A 17,991-nucleotide genomic window follows, 5' to 3' on the forward strand; every position below is an offset into this window, starting at 1 on the left:
TGAGGTGTTGTTAGATGGACCTAGCCCAAGTAAAGAAAGAAATACAGTTCTTACGAAACGAATTAGACAAATACAATTATGAATATCATGTGTTAGACCAACCTAGTGTTTCTGATTATGAATATGATCAGAAAATGCAACAGTTGATAAAGCTAGAACATGAATTTCCTGAATTACAAACTCCAGATTCTCCATCTAAACGCGTCGGTGGTGAGCCACTTGATGCGTTTGAGAAGGTGGAGCATGCAGTTCCGATGTTGAGCCTTGGAAACGCGTTTGGTGAAGGAGACTTGCGCGATTTTGATCGTCGTGTACGTGAAGGTTTAAAGATTGATGAAGTTTCCTATGTTTGTGAGTTAAAAATAGATGGTTTAGCGGTGTCCCTTCGATATGAAGATGGAATATTTGTTCAGGGGGCAACGCGTGGAGATGGCCAAACAGGGGAAGATATCACACAAAATCTAAAAACGATTCGTAGTATTCCGTTACGCATTGACCAAAAAGAAACGATTGAGGTACGTGGGGAAGCATTTATGCCACAAAAATCGTTTCTAGCTTTAAATGAACAAAAGGAGAAAAGTGGGGAAGAGCCGTTTGCAAATCCGCGAAATGCAGCAGCAGGTTCACTAAGGCAATTAGACCCGAAAATTGCATCGAAACGAAATCTTGATATCTTTTTATATGCGGTCGGACAATGGGAAGCAGGCACATTAACATCTCATAGTGATCGATTAAACTATTTAAAGCAGCTAGGTTTTAAAACAAATCCGGAGTGGCGTGTGTGTAAAAATATCGATGATGTCATTGAGTATGTAAATGAATGGGTCGAGAAACGAGCAAATTTAAGTTATGATATTGATGGAATTGTCATAAAAGTGGACCAATTAGACTATCAAGAAAAACTAGGATTTACGGCAAAGAGTCCTCGATGGGCAGTTGCTTATAAATTTCCAGCTGAAGAAGCCATTACAACATTATATGATATTGAATTAAGTGTAGGGAGAACAGGGGTCGTTACTCCAACTGCATTACTTGAACCTGTAAAAGTAGCAGGTACAACTGTTCAACGAGCTTCTTTACACAATGAGGATCTTATTCGAGAAAAAGATATTCGGATTGGAGATACCGTTGTAATAAAGAAAGCAGGAGATATTATTCCTGAAGTAGTTAGAGTTGTAGAGGATCAACGAACAGGTAACGAAGAGCCTTTTTATATGCCAAAGGAATGTCCTGCTTGTGGCAGTGAACTTGTCCGTTTGGAGGAGGAGGTCGCGCTTCGTTGTATTAACCCAAGTTGTCCAGCACAAGTCAAAGAAGGTCTCATTCATTTTGTCTCAAGAAATGCAATGAATATCGATGGCTTGGGTGAAAAGGTTGTTGAACAATTATTTAATGAAGGTCTAGTTCGTTCGATATCTGACTTATATAAATTGAAAAGAGAAGACCTTCTTCAACTAGAACGAATGGGAGAGAAGTCTGTTGATAATTTATTAACAGCGATTGAAAAATCGAAATATAATTCACTGGAGCGTTTATTGTTTGGATTAGGCGTTCGATACGTAGGGTCAAAAGCTGCACGTACACTTGCATCCTATTTTGAAACGATCGATAACATGCTGGAGGCTTCCTATGAAGATTATCTAGCGATTAATGAAATAGGTGATAAAATGGCTGATTCTATCGTTCGATATTTCGATGAAGTTCAAGTAAAAGAACTCATTCATGATCTAAAATCCCTCGGTTTGAATATGGATTACAAAGGGCCTAAGAAGACAGAACAACCAGAAGAATCCCCTTTTACCGGTAAGACAATTGTTCTCACCGGTAAGTTAGAAATACTAACTAGGAATGAAGCAAAAGAGAAGATAGAAATTCTTGGTGGTAAAGTTACAGGGAGTGTTAGTAAAAACACCGATTTACTTATTGCTGGAGTAGAAGCAGGTTCCAAACTTGATAAAGCAAAATCGCTTGGTGTAGAAATATGGAATGAACAACAGCTGATAGAGGCTTTAGAATAATAGGGGATGGATACAATGAAAAAAACAAGCTTTATATTGTTAGGTTTACTACTTGTTTTAACCAGTTGTGCCCCGTCGTTTGAACAGCGTGACGAGGTTGTAGAAGAAGCTCCAGATGAGACTGGAGAGCAGGAAACTGCAATTATTCCTAGCTACAATATTTCAGAAGAAAATTATCGAGTCATGTTACCATACAAGCTTAGCAAAGCTCGCGGGGTTATTGTTAATCAAGTGGCCAATCGATTGGATATTGATGAATTGGAAGAAGGTCTAAGACGTCATTCTAAAGAAGCATTTGATCCAGATCAGTATTACTTTCAAGAAGGACAATATATTACACAAGATATTGTTTATGATTGGTTAGAGCGCTATGATGCCGATCAGGAAGAACTTGGATTAAATCCAGAAATTGACGATGCTTCTGTCGTAGAAGAACAGCGAGAAAACCCGAAATATCTCTCCCATATTTTAGAACAAAATTATTTGGTAAAAACGAATGAAAATGTAGTAGAATTAGGTGGAGTGTCCATTGGAATTGCAATGAAATCTACATATCGTTTTCAGACGGAAATTGGCGGTCCCTTTTATTATGAAAGTATTCCTGAAGATAAAATGCTTGAAGAAGGAAATGAAATTGCTAGGGAAGTACTTCAAAGAGTTCGACAAATTGATGGCTTATTAGATGTTCCAATTCTTATCGCTCTTTATCGTGAAGCAGCACATGATTCGTTAGTGCCTGGAAGCTTTGTTGCAAAGACAGTTGTACCAGGGGATCGTTCATCCATTGATGAGTGGGACAGAGTTAATGAAGAATATATGTTGTTTCCATCAAGTGCAGCAAACGCAAAATATCCAGATATCTCGGCAAACTTAAATGATTTTGAGCAAGATATTTCGGATTACTTTCCTAACTATGTCAGTGTAATAGGTGAGGGATTTTATATCAACGAGCAATTACGTAAATTAACGATCGAAATTCCAATTACTTTTCAAGGAAAAGCGGAAGTGGTTGGATTTACACAATATGTGTACGGCTTAGTGATGGAAGGCTTTCAAACCCATTATGATTTAGAAATAAATATAACGTCTAGTGATGAACAAGAAAGTCTGATTACACGTAGCGCAGGAGAAGACGAACCGGTTGTCCATATTTATCATTAATGAAAACCCGAAAACGTTTGCTGAATTTATGCAACTTTTTAAAGTGCGTTATCGTTACAAAATAAATTATTTTAAGAATATAGAGGTGTAATTAATGGAAATAGGTCCATTAATCAAATTACATAGAATAAAACAAAATATGAAACAAGGAGAATTAGCTAAAGGGATAGTGTCTGAATCCTATTTATCTAAAATCGAAAATCAAAAAACGAAAGCCAATACACAAGTAATTAACATGTTATGTAACCGATTAGGTATCCGTTTAGATATAGAGGAAAACCAAGCGGACATTGTTAATAAGTGTCGAAAGTGGTTTAAACTGTTGTATGATTTTAATGATAAAGAGATAATAATGGACGACTATAAAGATCTAAATGATCTAGTTAATAAAAGCCTTACAGAAATTAATACATTATTTGAAATTCATAAGGTTCAATACTATCTCCTCACTGACCAACGACAAAAGGCTTTAAGTCAAATAAAGAAATTAAAAGGACTTAAACATACATTTAATGATGAAGACCTTTATTACTGGTATAAATTTGTTGGTAATTATCATCTATCAGCTGAAGTATTTAAACAAGCCATTCGTTATTATCTGTTGGCAATGGAAGAATATACTAAGGTCGGTTTGGATGATGAGGAAGAAGCTGATTTGAATTATTTGATTGCATATAATTATTGTAAAATGCATAATCCTTTAGAAGCAATTGACTACGTTACGAAGCCATTATCTTATTACCGTGAAAATTATAATATTGTCCGGTGTGCACAGGGGCATCTTGTATTAGGCGTTTCCTATCGAAGAATTCGAGCATTTGATAAAGCAATTGAAAACTTTGATATTGCTGCTGAGTTAGCCTCTATCATTAATAGAGAAGACATAAAGCGTCTTATATACATTCAGTTAGGATTTTTGTATGCAGCAAAAAGGGAATCGGATAAGGTAATCTCTTATTTTAACCAAGTGCTAGAAGACGAGCATGCTACCGTAGAAGAAAGATTAATAGCTATTTGTTCCTTATCAGAAGAATACTATTTTGCAAATAAAATAGAAAAAAAGAAAGAATTGCTAGAATACGGCTTTTCTATCTTAGAAAAAGTAGACAAGGCGAAAGAGCGCTATCTTTTTTTCCGTTTAAAATTAACCTCACATTACCATTTTATCACAGGTAATATTGAGGAATTTGAATCCATTGTAATTAATGAGTTTATTCCATACCTTGAGAAGCAGAATGATTATGTTTCTTTGGTTATCTACGGAAAAATGATTGGAGAACATTTTGAAAAGGTAAATAAGTATAAATCAGCTTGTCAATATTATAAGTTATCAAGTAAATCTTATGAGAAACTTGTACAACTATCCTAAAATACCCGAATATTAATAGGTAGACTTTCTATAAGTGTTGGCTTTGAAACTACAAAAAGTGATAAAATGAACCGTATGAAAGCATGTAGAAGTTGCTAATTCTACATGTTTTTTGCTATTATCATAAGTATTGTATGCTAACGTATTTAGCAAGTTTATGCAAAAATTCGAAGAGTCATTTTTATCAGACTTTTTTAAACAACCTCTTATATACTAGAGGTGCATGATTAAAATTTGTAAACTTGCTTAGGTAATATTTTGGAGGTGAAAGTAATGGCAGAGATATCAAAAGAACAAGTAAAACACGTTGCGCATCTTGCGCGTCTAGCAATTACTGACGAAGAAGTAGAAACAATGACGAAACAATTAGGCGATATTATTAAATACGCCGAGCTATTAAATGAACTAGATACGGAAAATGTAGAACCAACTACTCACGTGTTAGATTTGAAAAATGTTATGCGTAAAGACGAGCCTAAAAAATGGATTGAAAAAGAAGATGCATTAAAGAATGCACCAGACCAACAAGATGGCCAATTCCGTGTTCCATCCATATTAGAATAAAGGAGGTTAATATATGTCACTATTTGATTATAGTCTCAAGGAATTGCAGAATAAATTACATAACAAAGAAATTACGGTTAGCGACTTGGTTTCTGAATCATACAACCGGATTAAAGCCGTTGACGAAGATGTTAAAGCGTTTTTGACTTTGAATGAAGAAGAAGCAATAAATAAAGCAAAACAATTGGACCAACAAGAAAATAAAGATTCTTCCCTTTTATTTGGAATTCCTCTTGGTGTAAAGGATAATATTGTAACCAAAGGATTACGGACAACGTGCGGAAGCCAATTTTTAGATAATTTTCATGATCCACTGTATGACGCAACTGTTGTCGAAAAATTACAAGCAGAGCATACCGTTACAATTGGTAAATTAAATATGGACGAGTTTGCTATGGGATCTTCAAATGAGAATTCTAGTTATTTTACAACAAGAAACCCATGGAACACAGAATACGTACCAGGTGGTTCTAGTGGTGGATCAGCAGCTTCCGTCGCAGCTAGAGAGGTGTTTTTTTCCTTAGGTTCTGATACTGGTGGCTCCATTCGTCAACCAGCAGCTTTTTGTGGTGTAGTAGGATTAAAGCCAACCTATGGTCTTGTTTCTCGTTTTGGGCTAGTAGCGTTCGCATCATCTCTAGACCAAATTGGACCTATCACTCGAACGGTAGAGGATAATGCGCATTTATTACAAGCGATTGTTGGAAACGATCCAATGGATGCAACTTCAGCAAATGTTGATATCCCAACATATAGTGATGCTTTTAAAGAAGATGTGAAAGGGATGAAGATAGCTGTACCAAAAGAATATTTGCAAGAAGGGGTATCTCCTGAAGTGAAAGATGCTGTCCTTCAAGCGTTAAAGGTTTATGAGGATATGGGTGCTACATGGGAAGAAGTTTCCTTACCGCATTCTAAATATGCTGTTGCAGCTTATTATTTACTTGCCTCTTCAGAAGCTTCAGCAAACTTAGCACGTTTTGATGGTGTTCGTTATGGTGTTCGCTCGGAAAAAGCAGAAAATATGATTGATATGTTTAAATTATCACGTAGCGAAGGATTTGGTGATGAGGTAAAACGTCGAATCATGTTAGGTACATTTGCACTAAGTTCTGGATATTATGATGCTTATTATAAAAAAGCACAAAAAGTCCGTACCTTAATAAAAAATGATTTTGATAAAGTATTTGAGGATTATGATGTGATCATCGGCCCAACAACTCCAACTCCAGCATTTAAAGTTGGTGAAATCATTGATGATCCATTAACGATGTATGCAAATGATATTTTAACTATTCCAGTTAACCTTGCTGGGGTGCCGGGAATGTCGATTCCATGTGGTTTTTCTAGTCAGGGATTACCGATTGGATTACAAATCATTGGTAAACACTTTGATGAGAGTACAATATATCGTACTGCTTATGCATTTGAACAAGCAACCGATCATCATAAGCAAAAACCCGTTTTAGGAGGTGACAGGTAATGAACTTTGAAACGATTATTGGTCTTGAAGTACACGTAGAATTAAAAACAAATTCCAAAATTTTTAGTCCGAGCTTTAACGCATTTGGTGCGGAACCAAATGAAAATATAAGTCCTATTGATCTAGGATACCCTGGAGTTTTACCTGTCCTAAATGAAGAAGCAGTTAATTTTGCAATGAAAGCTTCGATGGCTTTAAACTGTGAAATTGCAACAGATACTAAGTTTGATCGGAAAAACTACTTCTATCCAGATAACCCAAAAGCATATCAAATTTCTCAGTTTGACCAACCAATTGGAGAAAATGGTTGGATTGAAATAGAAGTAGATGGAAAAAAGAAGAAAATAGGCATCACTCGTCTTCATATGGAAGAAGATGCTGGAAAATTGACGCATAATGATGATGGTCATTCTTTAGTTGATTTTAATCGTCAAGGAACACCACTCGTTGAGATTGTATCTGAACCAGATTTACGATCACCTGAAGAAGCCTATGCTTATTTAGAAAAACTAAAAAATATCATTCAATATACGGGTGTGTCTGATTGTAAGATGGAGGAAGGTTCGTTACGTTGTGATGCGAACATTTCCATTCGCCCAATTGGACAAGAGGAATTTGGCGTTAAAACAGAATTAAAAAACTTAAACTCTTTCTCGTTCGTGCAAAAAGGATTGGAATTTGAAGAAAAACGACAACGCGAAGTATTGTTATCTGGTGGAGAAATATTACAAGAAACACGTCGTTATGATGAGCAAACAAAAGAAACGATTCTAATGAGAGTGAAAGAGGGTTCTGACGATTATCGTTATTTCCCTGAACCAGACCTTGTTCCGCTTTACATTGATGAAGCTTGGAAGGAAAGAATTCGTGCTGAGATACCTGAGCTTCCAGATGCACGTAGAGAGCGATACATTAGTGAACTGAATTTACCTTCCTATGATGCAAGTGTTCTTACAAGTACAAAGGAAATGTCAGATTTCTTTGAGGAAACAATTGAACAAGGGGCAGATGTAAAACAAGCCTCTAATTGGCTAATGGGTGAAGTGTCGGCCCATATGAATAAACAACAACTTGAATTGGCTGGCTTACCATTAACTCCAGAAGCACTTGCCAAAATGATTCAGTTAATTGAAGATGGAACGATTTCATCGAAAATGGCTAAAAAAGTGTTTGCTGAATTAGTCAAAAATGGCGGCGATCCTGAAAAAATTGTGAAAGAAAAAGGCCTTGTACAAATTTCTGATGAAGGTCAATTAAAAGAAATTATTTCAGGCATTCTGGCAGAAAATGAACAGTCGATTATTGACTACAAAAACGGAAAAGACAAAGCGTTAGGCTTCCTTGTTGGACAAGTAATGAAAGCAACAAAAGGTCAAGCAAATCCACCAATGGTTAATAAAATTTTGTTAGAAGAAATCGAGAAAAGATAAGTAATAATTCGGCTGTTTCAAAAGAAGCAGCCGTTTTTTACAGTTAATGTATGACATTTTAGTAAATTCGGCGTAGTAAAAATTTTTAGGAATGAAGTATAAGAAAAACTTTGAAACTCGTTACAGGACGAGACGGATGAGTTTTTAGAGTAATAAAGTCGGCCTTTTGTTCGTATGCTGTTAAAGCATTAGGTGATTGTCTATACTAGAAATAGGTGAGAATCTTTTCAAAGACTTGAAAAACGACTATGATATTTGTAGTAATATAGTAAGACTGTGGTTAGGAGGAGTCCGATGAAACGTGCCCGTATTATTTATAACCCAACATCTGGACGAGAACTTTTTAAACGAGAACTTCCTGATGTTTTGAAACGTTTAGAGCAAGCGGGTTACGAAACTTCAGCACATGCAACAACGGGTGTCGGTAATGCTATCGAAGCAGCAAAACAAGCTGTCTCTCGAGAATTCGACATTGTCATAGCTGCAGGCGGCGATGGAACGATTAATGAAGTGCTCAATGGCATTGCTGAAAAGGATAAGAGACCGAAGCTAGGAATTATACCTGTAGGAACGACAAATGACTTTGCACGCGCGCTTTACATCCCTAGAAGTATTCACAAGGCTGTAGACGTTATCATCCATGGTAACGTAAAAGCTTTAGATGTCGGAAAGGTTAACAATCAATATTTTATGAATATAGCTGGAGGGGGAAAGCTGACAGAACTCTCTTATGAGGTGCCTAGTAAGCTGAAAACTGTCTTAGGACAATTGGCATATTACTTAAAAGGTGTGGAAATGCTTCCGTCTTTAAGGCCGATAAAGGTACAGATTGAATATGATGGCAAGTGGTTTGAAGATGAAATTATGTTATTCCTCGTTTCGAATACCAACTCTGTCGGCGGATTTGAAAAGCTTGCCCCAAATGCTGCGATGGATGATGGGTTGTTTGACTTGTTGATATTAAGAAAAACAAACCTGGCTGAATTTGTCCGACTAGCATCATTAGCTCTACGTGGAGCGCATTTGGATGACGGACATATTTTTTATACGAGAGCAAACCGAATCAAGGTTTATGCAGAAGAAAAAATGCAGTTAAATGTAGATGGCGAATATGGTGGTTTATTACCAGGTGAATTTGTTAATTTATATCAGCACATTGAATACTTTGTTCCGGAGCAATTCACGCAAAAGAAGGTAGCTGAAGAATAAGCTATCTTCTTTTTGTAACACTTCCAATAATCGAATAGAAGATGAATAGTTGTAGAAGATAAGGCTTATTCGACAGCTTATTTTTTAGCTATTATTCACCAATAACCTAATAACTTTTACTTAATACGGGATGGAATCGCTCATTTCGCCATATTTCCCGGGAAATGGAACAAAATCTGCGAAATAATTAGCGATTAAACAGGTTTATTCCTAAAAAATTGCATGTATGATAAACTTTGGACAGCATTTGACATAAAGGAAGATGTAAATATGGTTAAACAGAAAACACCTGTACAAAAGAATGAAATGATAAACCTTACGTTTGAGGATCTGACTCATGACGGAGACGGCGTTGGAAAAGTTAATGGGTATCCTATATTTGTACCATATGCACTGCCAGGCGAAAAAGCTAAAGTTAAGGTGATTAAGGTCAAAAAGAAGTTTGGCTTCGGCAAATTATTACATATTGATGAGGTTAGTGATGAACGTGTCGAACCACCATGTGATGTTTACATTCAATGCGGTGGTTGTCAGCTTCAACATATGAGTTATGCTATGCAATTAGAAATGAAAAGAAACCAGGTAATCAACACATTGAGAAAAATTGGCCATATAGAAAATATCCCTGTTCACCCGACTATTGGAATGGACGATCCTTGGAGATATCGTAATAAAGTTCAAATACCAGTTCGATATCGGCACGGGGAACTTATTACAGGATTTTATCGAAAAAGAAGTCATGACATTATCGAAGGAATGGATCGCTGTGTCATTACTGCAGAAATCAACGATCGAATGGTAGAGGCTGTCCGTCGTATGGCCGATCGCCTTGGAATTACTGCCTATGATGAGGAAAAACATGCTGGCGTACTTCGACATATTATGGTAAGGACAGGACAAGAAACTGGAGAAACGATGATTGTTCTTGTGACTCGGACGGAGGATTTTTCATATAAGCAGGAATTAGTAAAAGAGCTACATGAAACATACCCCCAAATAAAATCGATTGTACAAAATATCAATAAAGAGAAAACAAATGTCATCTTGGGTAAAAAAACTAAGGTTTTATGGGGAGCGGAATATATTTATGACAATATTGGTGATATTCAATTCGCAATTTCAGCAAAATCGTTTTATCAGGTTAATCCACCACAAACAAAGAAACTGTATGATAAAGCACTGGAGTATGCCGATCTAACTGGTGGTGAAACAGTTATTGATGCTTATTGTGGGATTGGTACCATTTCGTTGTTTTTGGCTCAAAAAGCAAAGAAGGTTTACGGCGTTGAAATCGTACCAGAAGCGATAGAGGATGCAAAAAAGAATGCACAATTGAATCATATTGATAATACAGAATTTTACGTTGGTGAAGCAGAGAAAATAATGCCTTGGTGGACTGCTCAAGGATTAAGTCCGGATGTTATCGTCGTTGATCCACCACGTAAAGGTTGTGACGAAGCATTATTAGAAGCGATGCTAACGATGAAACCTGATCGAATTGTTTATGTTTCCTGTAATCCATCCACACTTGCTAGGGATTTAAAAATTTTAGAAGAGGGTGGCTATAAAACCAAGCAGGTGCAGCCGGTTGATATGTTTCCGCAGACTGCTCATGTGGAGTGTGTGGCGGAGATCGTTAGAAAATAGTTTAAATGAAAATGCAGAGGCCTTTTAGGTCTCTGTTTTTCTAATCTTTAATTTAAGAGTTACACAAGCTTTCCAATTCGGAAAACAACAAAGAATGACCCATAAGCAAAGATCAAATGCTTATGGGTTATTTTTTTTAATTTTATAAACCAAAAATCATGTTACATTTTCTCACATAAGACGTGATGGAGTGAACAGGATATGTGATAATCAACGGTATATGAATGAATACAGAAGGGGTTCGATATTAATGGTAAAGGGCCAAGTATCCGCACTAGTATTTTCGACTGTAGCAATGATTATATCTTTTGCAGTCTGGTCAGTAATTGCACCGATTGCTACAACCATTCAGGACTTGTATGAATTAAGTGAAGTTGAAAAAAGCCTCCTTGTTGTAACACCTGTTATTCTGGGTTCATTAATGCGTATCCCTATGGGTATCATGACAGATAGATTTGGTGGTAAAAAGGTTTATACGCTCACGATGCTATTTCTTATCCTTCCGTTGATCGGAGCAGGTTTTGCAGATTCTTATTTCATGTTGTTGTTGTGTACGTTTTTCATAGGAATGGGAGGTGCAACCTTTGCAATAGCAGTTACTTATGTTACCAGATGGTTTCCGCCAGAGAAGCAAGGATTAGTTCTTGGTATTGCAGGTATTGGTAACTTGGGAACAGCTGTTGCTAGTTTCACAGTTCCAACCATTTTTTCTCATTTTGGTTTGAATTGGGTTTTTTGGGGGTTAGCAATAGCTATTGGAATAATGGCCATTATTTTTAGCTTAGGAACAAAGGAATTACAGAGGCCAAAGGAAATCAAAACCTTTAAAGAATCTTTAATCGTTTTAAAAGATAAACAAACGTGGATATTGTCTTTGTTTTACTTTCTTACATTTGGAGGGTTTGTGGCGTTTAGTTTATATTTACCTATTATATTACAAGAAACCTTTCAGTTATCAGCCGTCAGTGCCGGATGGAAAGTTTCGATTTTTGTAATTGTGGCAACGTTAATTAGACCAATAGGTGGTTACTGCGCTGATAAATTTGGTTCACAACAAGTACTTACATGGTTGTTTATTGGAATGATGATTTGTTCAATTCTTATGGCTTTTGCTAATGAAAGCTTTATTTTGTTTAGTATCAGTTGTTTAGTTATAGCATCTTTATTAGGTGCAGGGAATGGAGCTGTATTTAAGCTAGTACCTCAGGTATCCCCTAATAATACTGGAGCTGTAACAGGGTTTGTAAGTGCTATTGGTGGAATTGGTGGTTTTTTTCCTCCGATGGTTCTAGGGGTTATCAAAAGCTTTACAGGTGATTACTCCTTAGGGTTTCTGTTATTGTCTCTATTTTCTTTACTGTGTTTACTAGTTATCAATTGGTCGTATAGTAGTCACGTAATCAATCCTCTGAGATTAATTTTCCAAAAAAATTAAATAACCACAGAGAAAAAAGTGTCTAAATCACTAATGATTTAGACACTTTTTTTCTTGAAGTTAGAGACGACTTTTTTCCATTTAAACCCTCCGACTTTAATTTTAATTTTTCTTTGTTTGTGAAATACGGTTAGAAAGGCGGAGGATATTACGAATGTAATTCAAACAACTTGCAATAAATGATGAATTAAACCCCTGTTTACGATTTTGTTTAAAAAAGGATTGCTAACAAGGAGATCACTATTTCTTCATTTAAGTGAAATGATAGAATAACTGCAAATAGCTAGGGGAAGATAAATACAAACTAAGGTAAAGGAGTATGTTGCCTGTATGGATGTTTTATATATTTTAAATAGTTTATGGGTAATGATCGCTGCAGTATTAGTCATATTCATGATCGGTGGATTTATTTTACTAGAGGTTGGCTCTACTCGAATGAAAAATGCCGGACATATTGCTGGTAAAACCATATTTACCTTTGGTATTGCTTCTATTGTGTTTTGGGCGCTAGGTTATGGCTTAATTTTTGGGGAAGGCGGCAACTTTTTTGTCGGATTTTCAGACTTTTTTTATTCTGGGTATGAAATAGAAGGGATTGGACTATCTACCCCTACATTCTTCTTATTTCAATTAGCTTTTGCTGGGATTTCATTAACAATTGCATTTGGTGGATTTGTTGAACGAGCAAAGCTTTCTCCTTATCTCATTTTTGCTGTTTTGTACAGCATATTGGTCTACCCGGTTATTGCTCATTGGATATGGGGTGGTGGATGGTTATCAGAACATGGGAAACAGGATTTTGCTGGTTCAACTGTTGTACACTTAACAGGAGCAATGGCCGCGCTAGCAGCAACAATAATTTTAAAGCCGAGAATTGGAAAGTTTAATAAGGATGGAACTGCGAATAAAATCTATGGTCATAACCAAGTGTTTACTGCATTAGGTGTATTAATCCTTTGGGTTGGATGGTTTGGCTTTAATGCTGGTAGTACCTTGGGAGTTGATGGTGCCTTTTTTGGATTTGTTGCTTTAAATACAAATTTAGCTGCGGGGGCTGGAGCTGTTAGTGCATTGCTTATTTCTTTGGCGATGGATGGTAAGGCAGACATACCAACGATGCTCAATGGTGCACTGGCGGGGTTGGTTTCGATAACTGCATCTTGTGCTTTTGTAGAACCAGGTGCAGCAATTTTGATTGGAATTATTGGGGGCGTAATTGTTTATTTCAGTATGATCTTTTTTGATAAAATGAAGGTTGATGACCCTATTTACGCTCTATCTGTTCATGGGGTTGCTGGTGTATGGGGGACGATATCAACTGGATTTTTTGCAACACCTGAGTTAGCAACGGTAGGTTTACCAGGCCTGTTTTACGGTGGTGGATTTACCCAACTCGGTGTTCAAATAATGGGGGTTTTTGTTTCGGGTTTATATGCGTTTGTTGCATCCTATATTATTTTGTTAGTCATGAATAAAGCCTTAAATAGATTACGTGTTACAGAGGAAGAGGAAATTATCGGTTTTGATGTAAGTGAGCACGGTGGTTATGGTTATCCTGAAGCATTTGATTCAAAAGACAATAATAAGTCAAGGTTCTAAACGCATGGAGCGTGAGTCGATGGATGGACATTGTAAAACTTATCAAGATTTAAAGAAATATCGTGATCAACACATTTTAGAACATGTATCAAGTAATGATGCGTTAAATCGCTTTCATGATTTTATATTGAAAAATGTTTTTGATATTGCGCTTCGGAGCATCATAGATGAATTCGGCTCTCCTCCTTGTGGATATACGTGGTTTGTAATGGGGAGTGCGGGTAGGTTTGAGCAAGCAGTCATTAGTGATCAGGACCATGGTTTGATATATGAAAACGCAAATCATGAGTCGAAACTCTTTTTTGAAGCATTAGGAAAAGAAATAACAACTGGTTTGCACTTTGTGGGTTATCCGTATTGTGAAGGTAACATTATGAGTTCCAACCCTAAATGGTGCAAGTCAATCGAAGCGTGGGAACATCAAATAAAAACGTGGATGGAAAGTGATACATGGGAGTCAATTCGTTACTTGTTAATGTTTTATGATGCAAGAGCTGTAGTAGGAAACAAAGAAGATGTGACCGTTTTAAAAGGAATCGTATGTAACTATATAGATGATCATCCTGAGTTTCTGCAGCGATTAATGGATAATACCATGCATCTAAAAAAGGCAATTGGTATATTTGGGCAGTTTATCGTAAAGAACCATGGACCGTATACGGGATCCATTCATCTTAAGGATACTTGTTTCTTTCCGTATATAAATGTGATGCGTTTGTTATCGATCAAAGAAAAAATAATGGAAACTTCTACGTTAGTACGTTTGAGTCATTTATTAACATTTCCTCGGTATGATGAAGCGCTTGTTACGTTTGAAGAAAATTTCAAAAAATTATTAGAGTATCGAATGATGAATCATGAGGAAAAGAAGGAGTATGATGATTTTCATTACCTTAAGATCAGTTTATTAACACCTGAACAGAAAAAAGAGCTAAAGCGCATTATAAAAGATGGAAAAAGGTTTCATCAGTACGTTCAGTGTGTCATTCGAAAAGGGTGCTAGGAAATGGGATTTGAGCAATTTATTCAATTCATGAAACAAGTACAAGGAAGGGTTGGTTCGGCTTTTTTTACTTCTTATCAATCGCAAATGAACCCGCAACATATTGCTTTATTAAGAGACTTGCATAATGAACTCAATGTAGAAAAAGATTTTACAACTCCTTTAGACAAGTTAAACGTCGTTGTGTTTGATTTAGAAACTACAGGTTTTTTTCCTGACCAAGGGGACAGCATCCTATCTATTGGTGGAATTAAAGTGAGAGGATCAAAAATATTAGAGGATGAAACCTTTTATTCGTGCGTATTTCATGATGCCCAATTATCATCTGAGATTAAAGAATTAACCGGGCTTACCGACACCGATGTGAAACAAGCACCTTCACTTTCTGACGTTGTACATGAATTCTTTGGATTTATTCAAAAAGACACATTAGTTGCCCATCATGCAGCACATGAGAAAGGATTTATGCAAAAGGCAACATGGGAATTATATCGTACCCAGTTCCAGCATAGAATTGTAGATATCACATTCTTAATTAGACTTGCTGATCCAGATTTACCTTTACAGCTAGATGATTGTTGTGAAAGGTGCGGTATACCAATTAAAAATCGTCATCACGCTTTAGGTGATGCAAAAATGACTGCGAAATTATGGAGTATTTACGTTGAAAAATTACAAGCATTAGGCTATCAAACGTTACGAGATGTATATGAGGATGTTGCTAAAAAGACGTAGTATGTTATATCAACAAAAGATTTTCCATCTTGAGCTTTAGAAAGATTGTTTATTATCGTGGTTGGCTGGAGGGGGAATAGGTGTTAAACAGAGTCTGTATATAAATGGGATGGAGGAATTATTTGATAATATTCACGCCACTAAATGAGATTCACGTTCATTTATGTTATAGTTAAAGTAACTATAGGAGGTGTTTGTGTGGGTCGAACACAATTTTTGTTATATAATCAGCAAAAGCCAATGAAACTAAAGGCGGAAAAAGTTGCTCTGTATCGAAGAAGCCAAATAATCGAAGCCTACAGTGATAAGAATCAAGTTTATTATTTATTTTTCTATAAAAATCAATTACTTACAGCTACTAAAGCGACCAAGCTACGACGTCAATCTTTTATTGAGCATGCTTTTAAAAAAGGTATGTTGTTTAAAGCTCCGCATCCATTTATCCAGGAATTACTTTCATCCAATGCCCCCTGCCACATTACACGTTTTGAACCTTTATTAACAAAACTGAAAAAGTTTTATACCCCACAGGAACAAGCGTTTATTCTAACTTTCTTTGATTCGTTTATTTCAAAAAAACAATTATTTAATGAGATAAAATCTGTTTATTATGATTATCGCAGAGAAGGGAAAATGTTTTTAAGCTATCAAATTATCCGTATCTTAAAGGACTTTGCGCCAAATAATAGTATGGTTAAACAGCTTTCTAATGATTTGGCATTTAAAAAGATTAGTGATTTGTATGATGAAGAACCTGATAAATTGCTTGTCAAAGATCAATTATTTGCTGAAAAAATACTGTTTAATGATAAAGACAATGATGCTTCTTTTGAACAATTAGTAGAAATTTATGAAAAGGATTCGAGCTGGTTGGATTTGATTGCACTGTATATAGATAAATTGTTAAAAAAACCAACCTCCAATTACTATAAGAAACTAAAGGAATTATTAGAACTTCACTTTGACGAACAAAACCAGATGTATTTATTAGAGTCGTTATCCCACCAATTATCCTCCTCATCACCTTTAAAAGTAGAATTGTTTAATAAATATGTAAAAACTCATCATTTAAAAAAGATTGCTTCTATGATATCTGATGATGGATATCAGCTTAGTGAATTACAAACTCGCGATTTGGGAGAAAAATTAGAACACTTAGATGTAGAATCTGCATCGCATGACCCAGAAGCATTTCTTGCTGTGCTTAAACCTGTGATTGATTTATATCCTGATAAAGCTGATATGCTCCTAAAAAAATGTTTCATATCGTTACTGAAAGATCATGAAGTGACCTACATACAAAAATTATTGCATCCATTTCGAGAAAATCATGAAAATCTTCAGGTCTTGAAAAAAATTGATAAGATGCAAATTATTGAAGAAGATTTAGATCAAATGCAAAGGCTCGGAGAATTATACTATGAATTTGAGGATTTAGATAAAGCGATCGAATGCTTTAGTTGGGAAATGGAACTTAAACCAACTAATCCGAAACCTTTGCAATGGTTGTCTAAGGTATATCGGGATAAGGGAATGAAAGATGAATCAAATGCATATCAGCAGTTATGTATTAGTATGCAAAAGCAGGCATAAAAAGTTTTGGATTCAGTGCGTGCATTTTTAAAAGGATATTTTTAATTGGAACCATGTAGGCGTTTTAGGCTACATGGTTTATTTTTTGCGCGTTTAACTTCACCGGGACGTGGGAATCAAAATTAGAAACGCGCTTGGGCCTGTGACTGCTCTGGAGACGTCTGCATAATTTGTAATTAATGTTTATGAATACATAGGTACAAAATTGTAATAGAGCTTGTATGTAAGGACTTTTCTTCGACTATAATAATAATTGAATAAAGTTGTTGACTTATCTACTTTCTTGTAATAAAATAAGTTTTGCTGTGATTCAACACCAATCGTTTTACTTCTGCGAAAGTGAACAGCGGTAGAGTCTTATATTGAGGCAACTTAATTTTTGTTTAAAGGTTTAAAATGTTTTTCTTGAGGAAATGTTGTGAATCGAAACGAAATAGTTTTTGGAGCTATTGACTTCCGCGAACGTGAATGTTATTTTTTTATTGTCGCTGACAAAACGACGAAAAAGAATTGTTGACTTCTACGATTTTAAATGTTATGATTGTTTATGTCGTTGCGAGATGGCGTAAACGAAATTTAAAATTCATTAAAAAAGTTGTTGACTTCCGCGAATGAACTTGTTATACTGTAAAAGTTGTCGCGTTAAAGAACAACAAACATTTGATCTTTGAAAACTGAACAAAACAACCAGTATGTTAAGAAAGAAATGCTAGTCAAGTTATTGAGTAAGCAAACTCAACTTTAT

13 protein-coding genes are annotated in these 17,991 nt (G+C 35.8%); all 13 read left to right on the forward strand.

Annotated features, from left to right (window positions below; translation table 11 throughout):
* The first annotated feature begins 14 nt into the window (after positions 1–14).
* The 13 genes from ligA to JOC48_RS16305 all read left to right on the forward strand — a co-directional run bounded on the left by ligA (position 15) and on the right by JOC48_RS16305 (position 17,246).
* Entirely contained in the window at positions 15–2,018 is a 2,004-nt protein-coding gene (ligA, locus tag JOC48_RS16245) for an NAD-dependent DNA ligase LigA (RefSeq protein ID WP_204501471.1), read from the forward strand.
* Positions 2,019–2,033: 15 nt separating this feature from the next.
* Positions 2,034–3,179 (forward strand): CamS family sex pheromone protein, encoded by a 1,146-nt coding sequence (locus tag JOC48_RS16250; RefSeq protein WP_204501472.1) that lies wholly within the window; start codon positions 2,034–2,036, stop codon positions 3,177–3,179.
* A gap of 94 nt (positions 3,180–3,273) precedes the next feature.
* Positions 3,274–4,548: a helix-turn-helix domain-containing protein gene (locus JOC48_RS16255; protein WP_204501473.1), complete on the forward strand. Its 1,275-nt coding sequence runs from the start codon at positions 3,274–3,276 to the stop codon at positions 4,546–4,548.
* 273 nt (positions 4,549–4,821) lie between these two features.
* Entirely contained in the window at positions 4,822–5,112 is a 291-nt protein-coding gene (gatC, locus tag JOC48_RS16260; RefSeq protein ID WP_204501474.1) for an Asp-tRNA(Asn)/Glu-tRNA(Gln) amidotransferase subunit GatC, read from the forward strand.
* Between the two features lie 13 nt (positions 5,113–5,125).
* Positions 5,126–6,595 carry an Asp-tRNA(Asn)/Glu-tRNA(Gln) amidotransferase subunit GatA gene (gene gatA / locus JOC48_RS16265; protein ID WP_204501475.1) on the forward strand — a complete coding sequence of 490 codons (1,470 nt, stop codon included), beginning with the start codon at positions 5,126–5,128 and terminating at the stop codon, positions 6,593–6,595.
* Positions 6,595–8,025, forward strand: a complete 1,431-nt coding sequence (gene gatB, locus JOC48_RS16270; protein WP_204501476.1) for an Asp-tRNA(Asn)/Glu-tRNA(Gln) amidotransferase subunit GatB — start codon at positions 6,595–6,597, stop codon at positions 8,023–8,025. Before gatA ends, gatB begins: the two co-directional genes overlap by 1 nt.
* Positions 8,026–8,319: 294 nt before the next feature.
* Complete coding sequence (locus JOC48_RS16275) at positions 8,320–9,234, forward strand: diacylglycerol kinase (protein ID WP_204501477.1); 915 nt, start codon at positions 8,320–8,322, stop codon at positions 9,232–9,234.
* 270 nt (positions 9,235–9,504) lie between these two features.
* Positions 9,505–10,881 carry a 23S rRNA (uracil(1939)-C(5))-methyltransferase RlmD gene (gene rlmD, locus JOC48_RS16280; protein WP_204501478.1) on the forward strand — a complete coding sequence of 459 codons (1,377 nt, stop codon included), beginning with the start codon at positions 9,505–9,507 and terminating at the stop codon, positions 10,879–10,881.
* A gap of 250 nt (positions 10,882–11,131) precedes the next feature.
* Positions 11,132–12,316 (forward strand): MFS transporter, encoded by a 1,185-nt coding sequence (locus tag JOC48_RS16285; protein WP_204501479.1) that lies wholly within the window; start codon positions 11,132–11,134, stop codon positions 12,314–12,316.
* A 330-nt stretch (positions 12,317–12,646) separates the two neighbouring features.
* Entirely contained in the window at positions 12,647–13,915 is a 1,269-nt protein-coding gene (locus tag JOC48_RS16290; RefSeq protein WP_204501480.1) for an ammonium transporter, read from the forward strand.
* Positions 13,916–13,919: 4 nt separating this feature from the next.
* Positions 13,920–14,918, forward strand: coding sequence for a DUF294 nucleotidyltransferase-like domain-containing protein (locus JOC48_RS16295; protein WP_239584428.1), 999 nt, complete (start codon positions 13,920–13,922; stop codon positions 14,916–14,918).
* A gap of 3 nt (positions 14,919–14,921) precedes the next feature.
* Complete coding sequence (locus JOC48_RS16300) at positions 14,922–15,653, forward strand: exonuclease domain-containing protein (protein ID WP_204501481.1); 732 nt, start codon at positions 14,922–14,924, stop codon at positions 15,651–15,653.
* 198 nt (positions 15,654–15,851) lie between these two features.
* Positions 15,852–17,246, forward strand: coding sequence for a hypothetical protein (locus tag JOC48_RS16305; RefSeq protein WP_204501482.1), 1,395 nt, complete (start codon positions 15,852–15,854; stop codon positions 17,244–17,246).
* The last annotated feature ends 745 nt before the right edge of the window (positions 17,247–17,991 follow it).

The organism is Aquibacillus albus, assembly GCF_016908325.1.
In the GTDB taxonomy this organism is placed as follows: domain Bacteria; phylum Bacillota; class Bacilli; order Bacillales; family Amphibacillaceae; genus Aquibacillus_A; species Aquibacillus_A albus.

Excerpts from the sequence above, each read along its gene's own strand:
- ligA (WP_204501471.1), top strand. The coding sequence starts at position 15 with ATGGACCTAGCCCAAGTAAAGAAAGAAATACAGTTCTTACGAAACGAA.
- JOC48_RS16250 (WP_204501472.1), top strand. The coding sequence starts at position 2,034 with ATGAAAAAAACAAGCTTTATATTGTTAGGTTTACTACTTGTTTTAACC.
- JOC48_RS16255 (WP_204501473.1), top strand. The coding sequence starts at position 3,274 with ATGGAAATAGGTCCATTAATCAAATTACATAGAATAAAACAAAATATG.
- gatC (WP_204501474.1), top strand. The coding sequence starts at position 4,822 with ATGGCAGAGATATCAAAAGAACAAGTAAAACACGTTGCGCATCTTGCG.
- gatA (WP_204501475.1), top strand. The coding sequence starts at position 5,126 with ATGTCACTATTTGATTATAGTCTCAAGGAATTGCAGAATAAATTACAT.
- gatB (WP_204501476.1), top strand. The coding sequence starts at position 6,595 with ATGAACTTTGAAACGATTATTGGTCTTGAAGTACACGTAGAATTAAAA.
- JOC48_RS16275 (WP_204501477.1), top strand. The coding sequence starts at position 8,320 with ATGAAACGTGCCCGTATTATTTATAACCCAACATCTGGACGAGAACTT.
- rlmD (WP_204501478.1), top strand. The coding sequence starts at position 9,505 with ATGGTTAAACAGAAAACACCTGTACAAAAGAATGAAATGATAAACCTT.
- JOC48_RS16285 (WP_204501479.1), top strand. The coding sequence starts at position 11,132 with ATGGTAAAGGGCCAAGTATCCGCACTAGTATTTTCGACTGTAGCAATG.
- JOC48_RS16290 (WP_204501480.1), top strand. The coding sequence starts at position 12,647 with ATGGATGTTTTATATATTTTAAATAGTTTATGGGTAATGATCGCTGCA.
- JOC48_RS16295 (WP_239584428.1), top strand. The coding sequence starts at position 13,920 with ATGGAGCGTGAGTCGATGGATGGACATTGTAAAACTTATCAAGATTTA.
- JOC48_RS16300 (WP_204501481.1), top strand. The coding sequence starts at position 14,922 with ATGGGATTTGAGCAATTTATTCAATTCATGAAACAAGTACAAGGAAGG.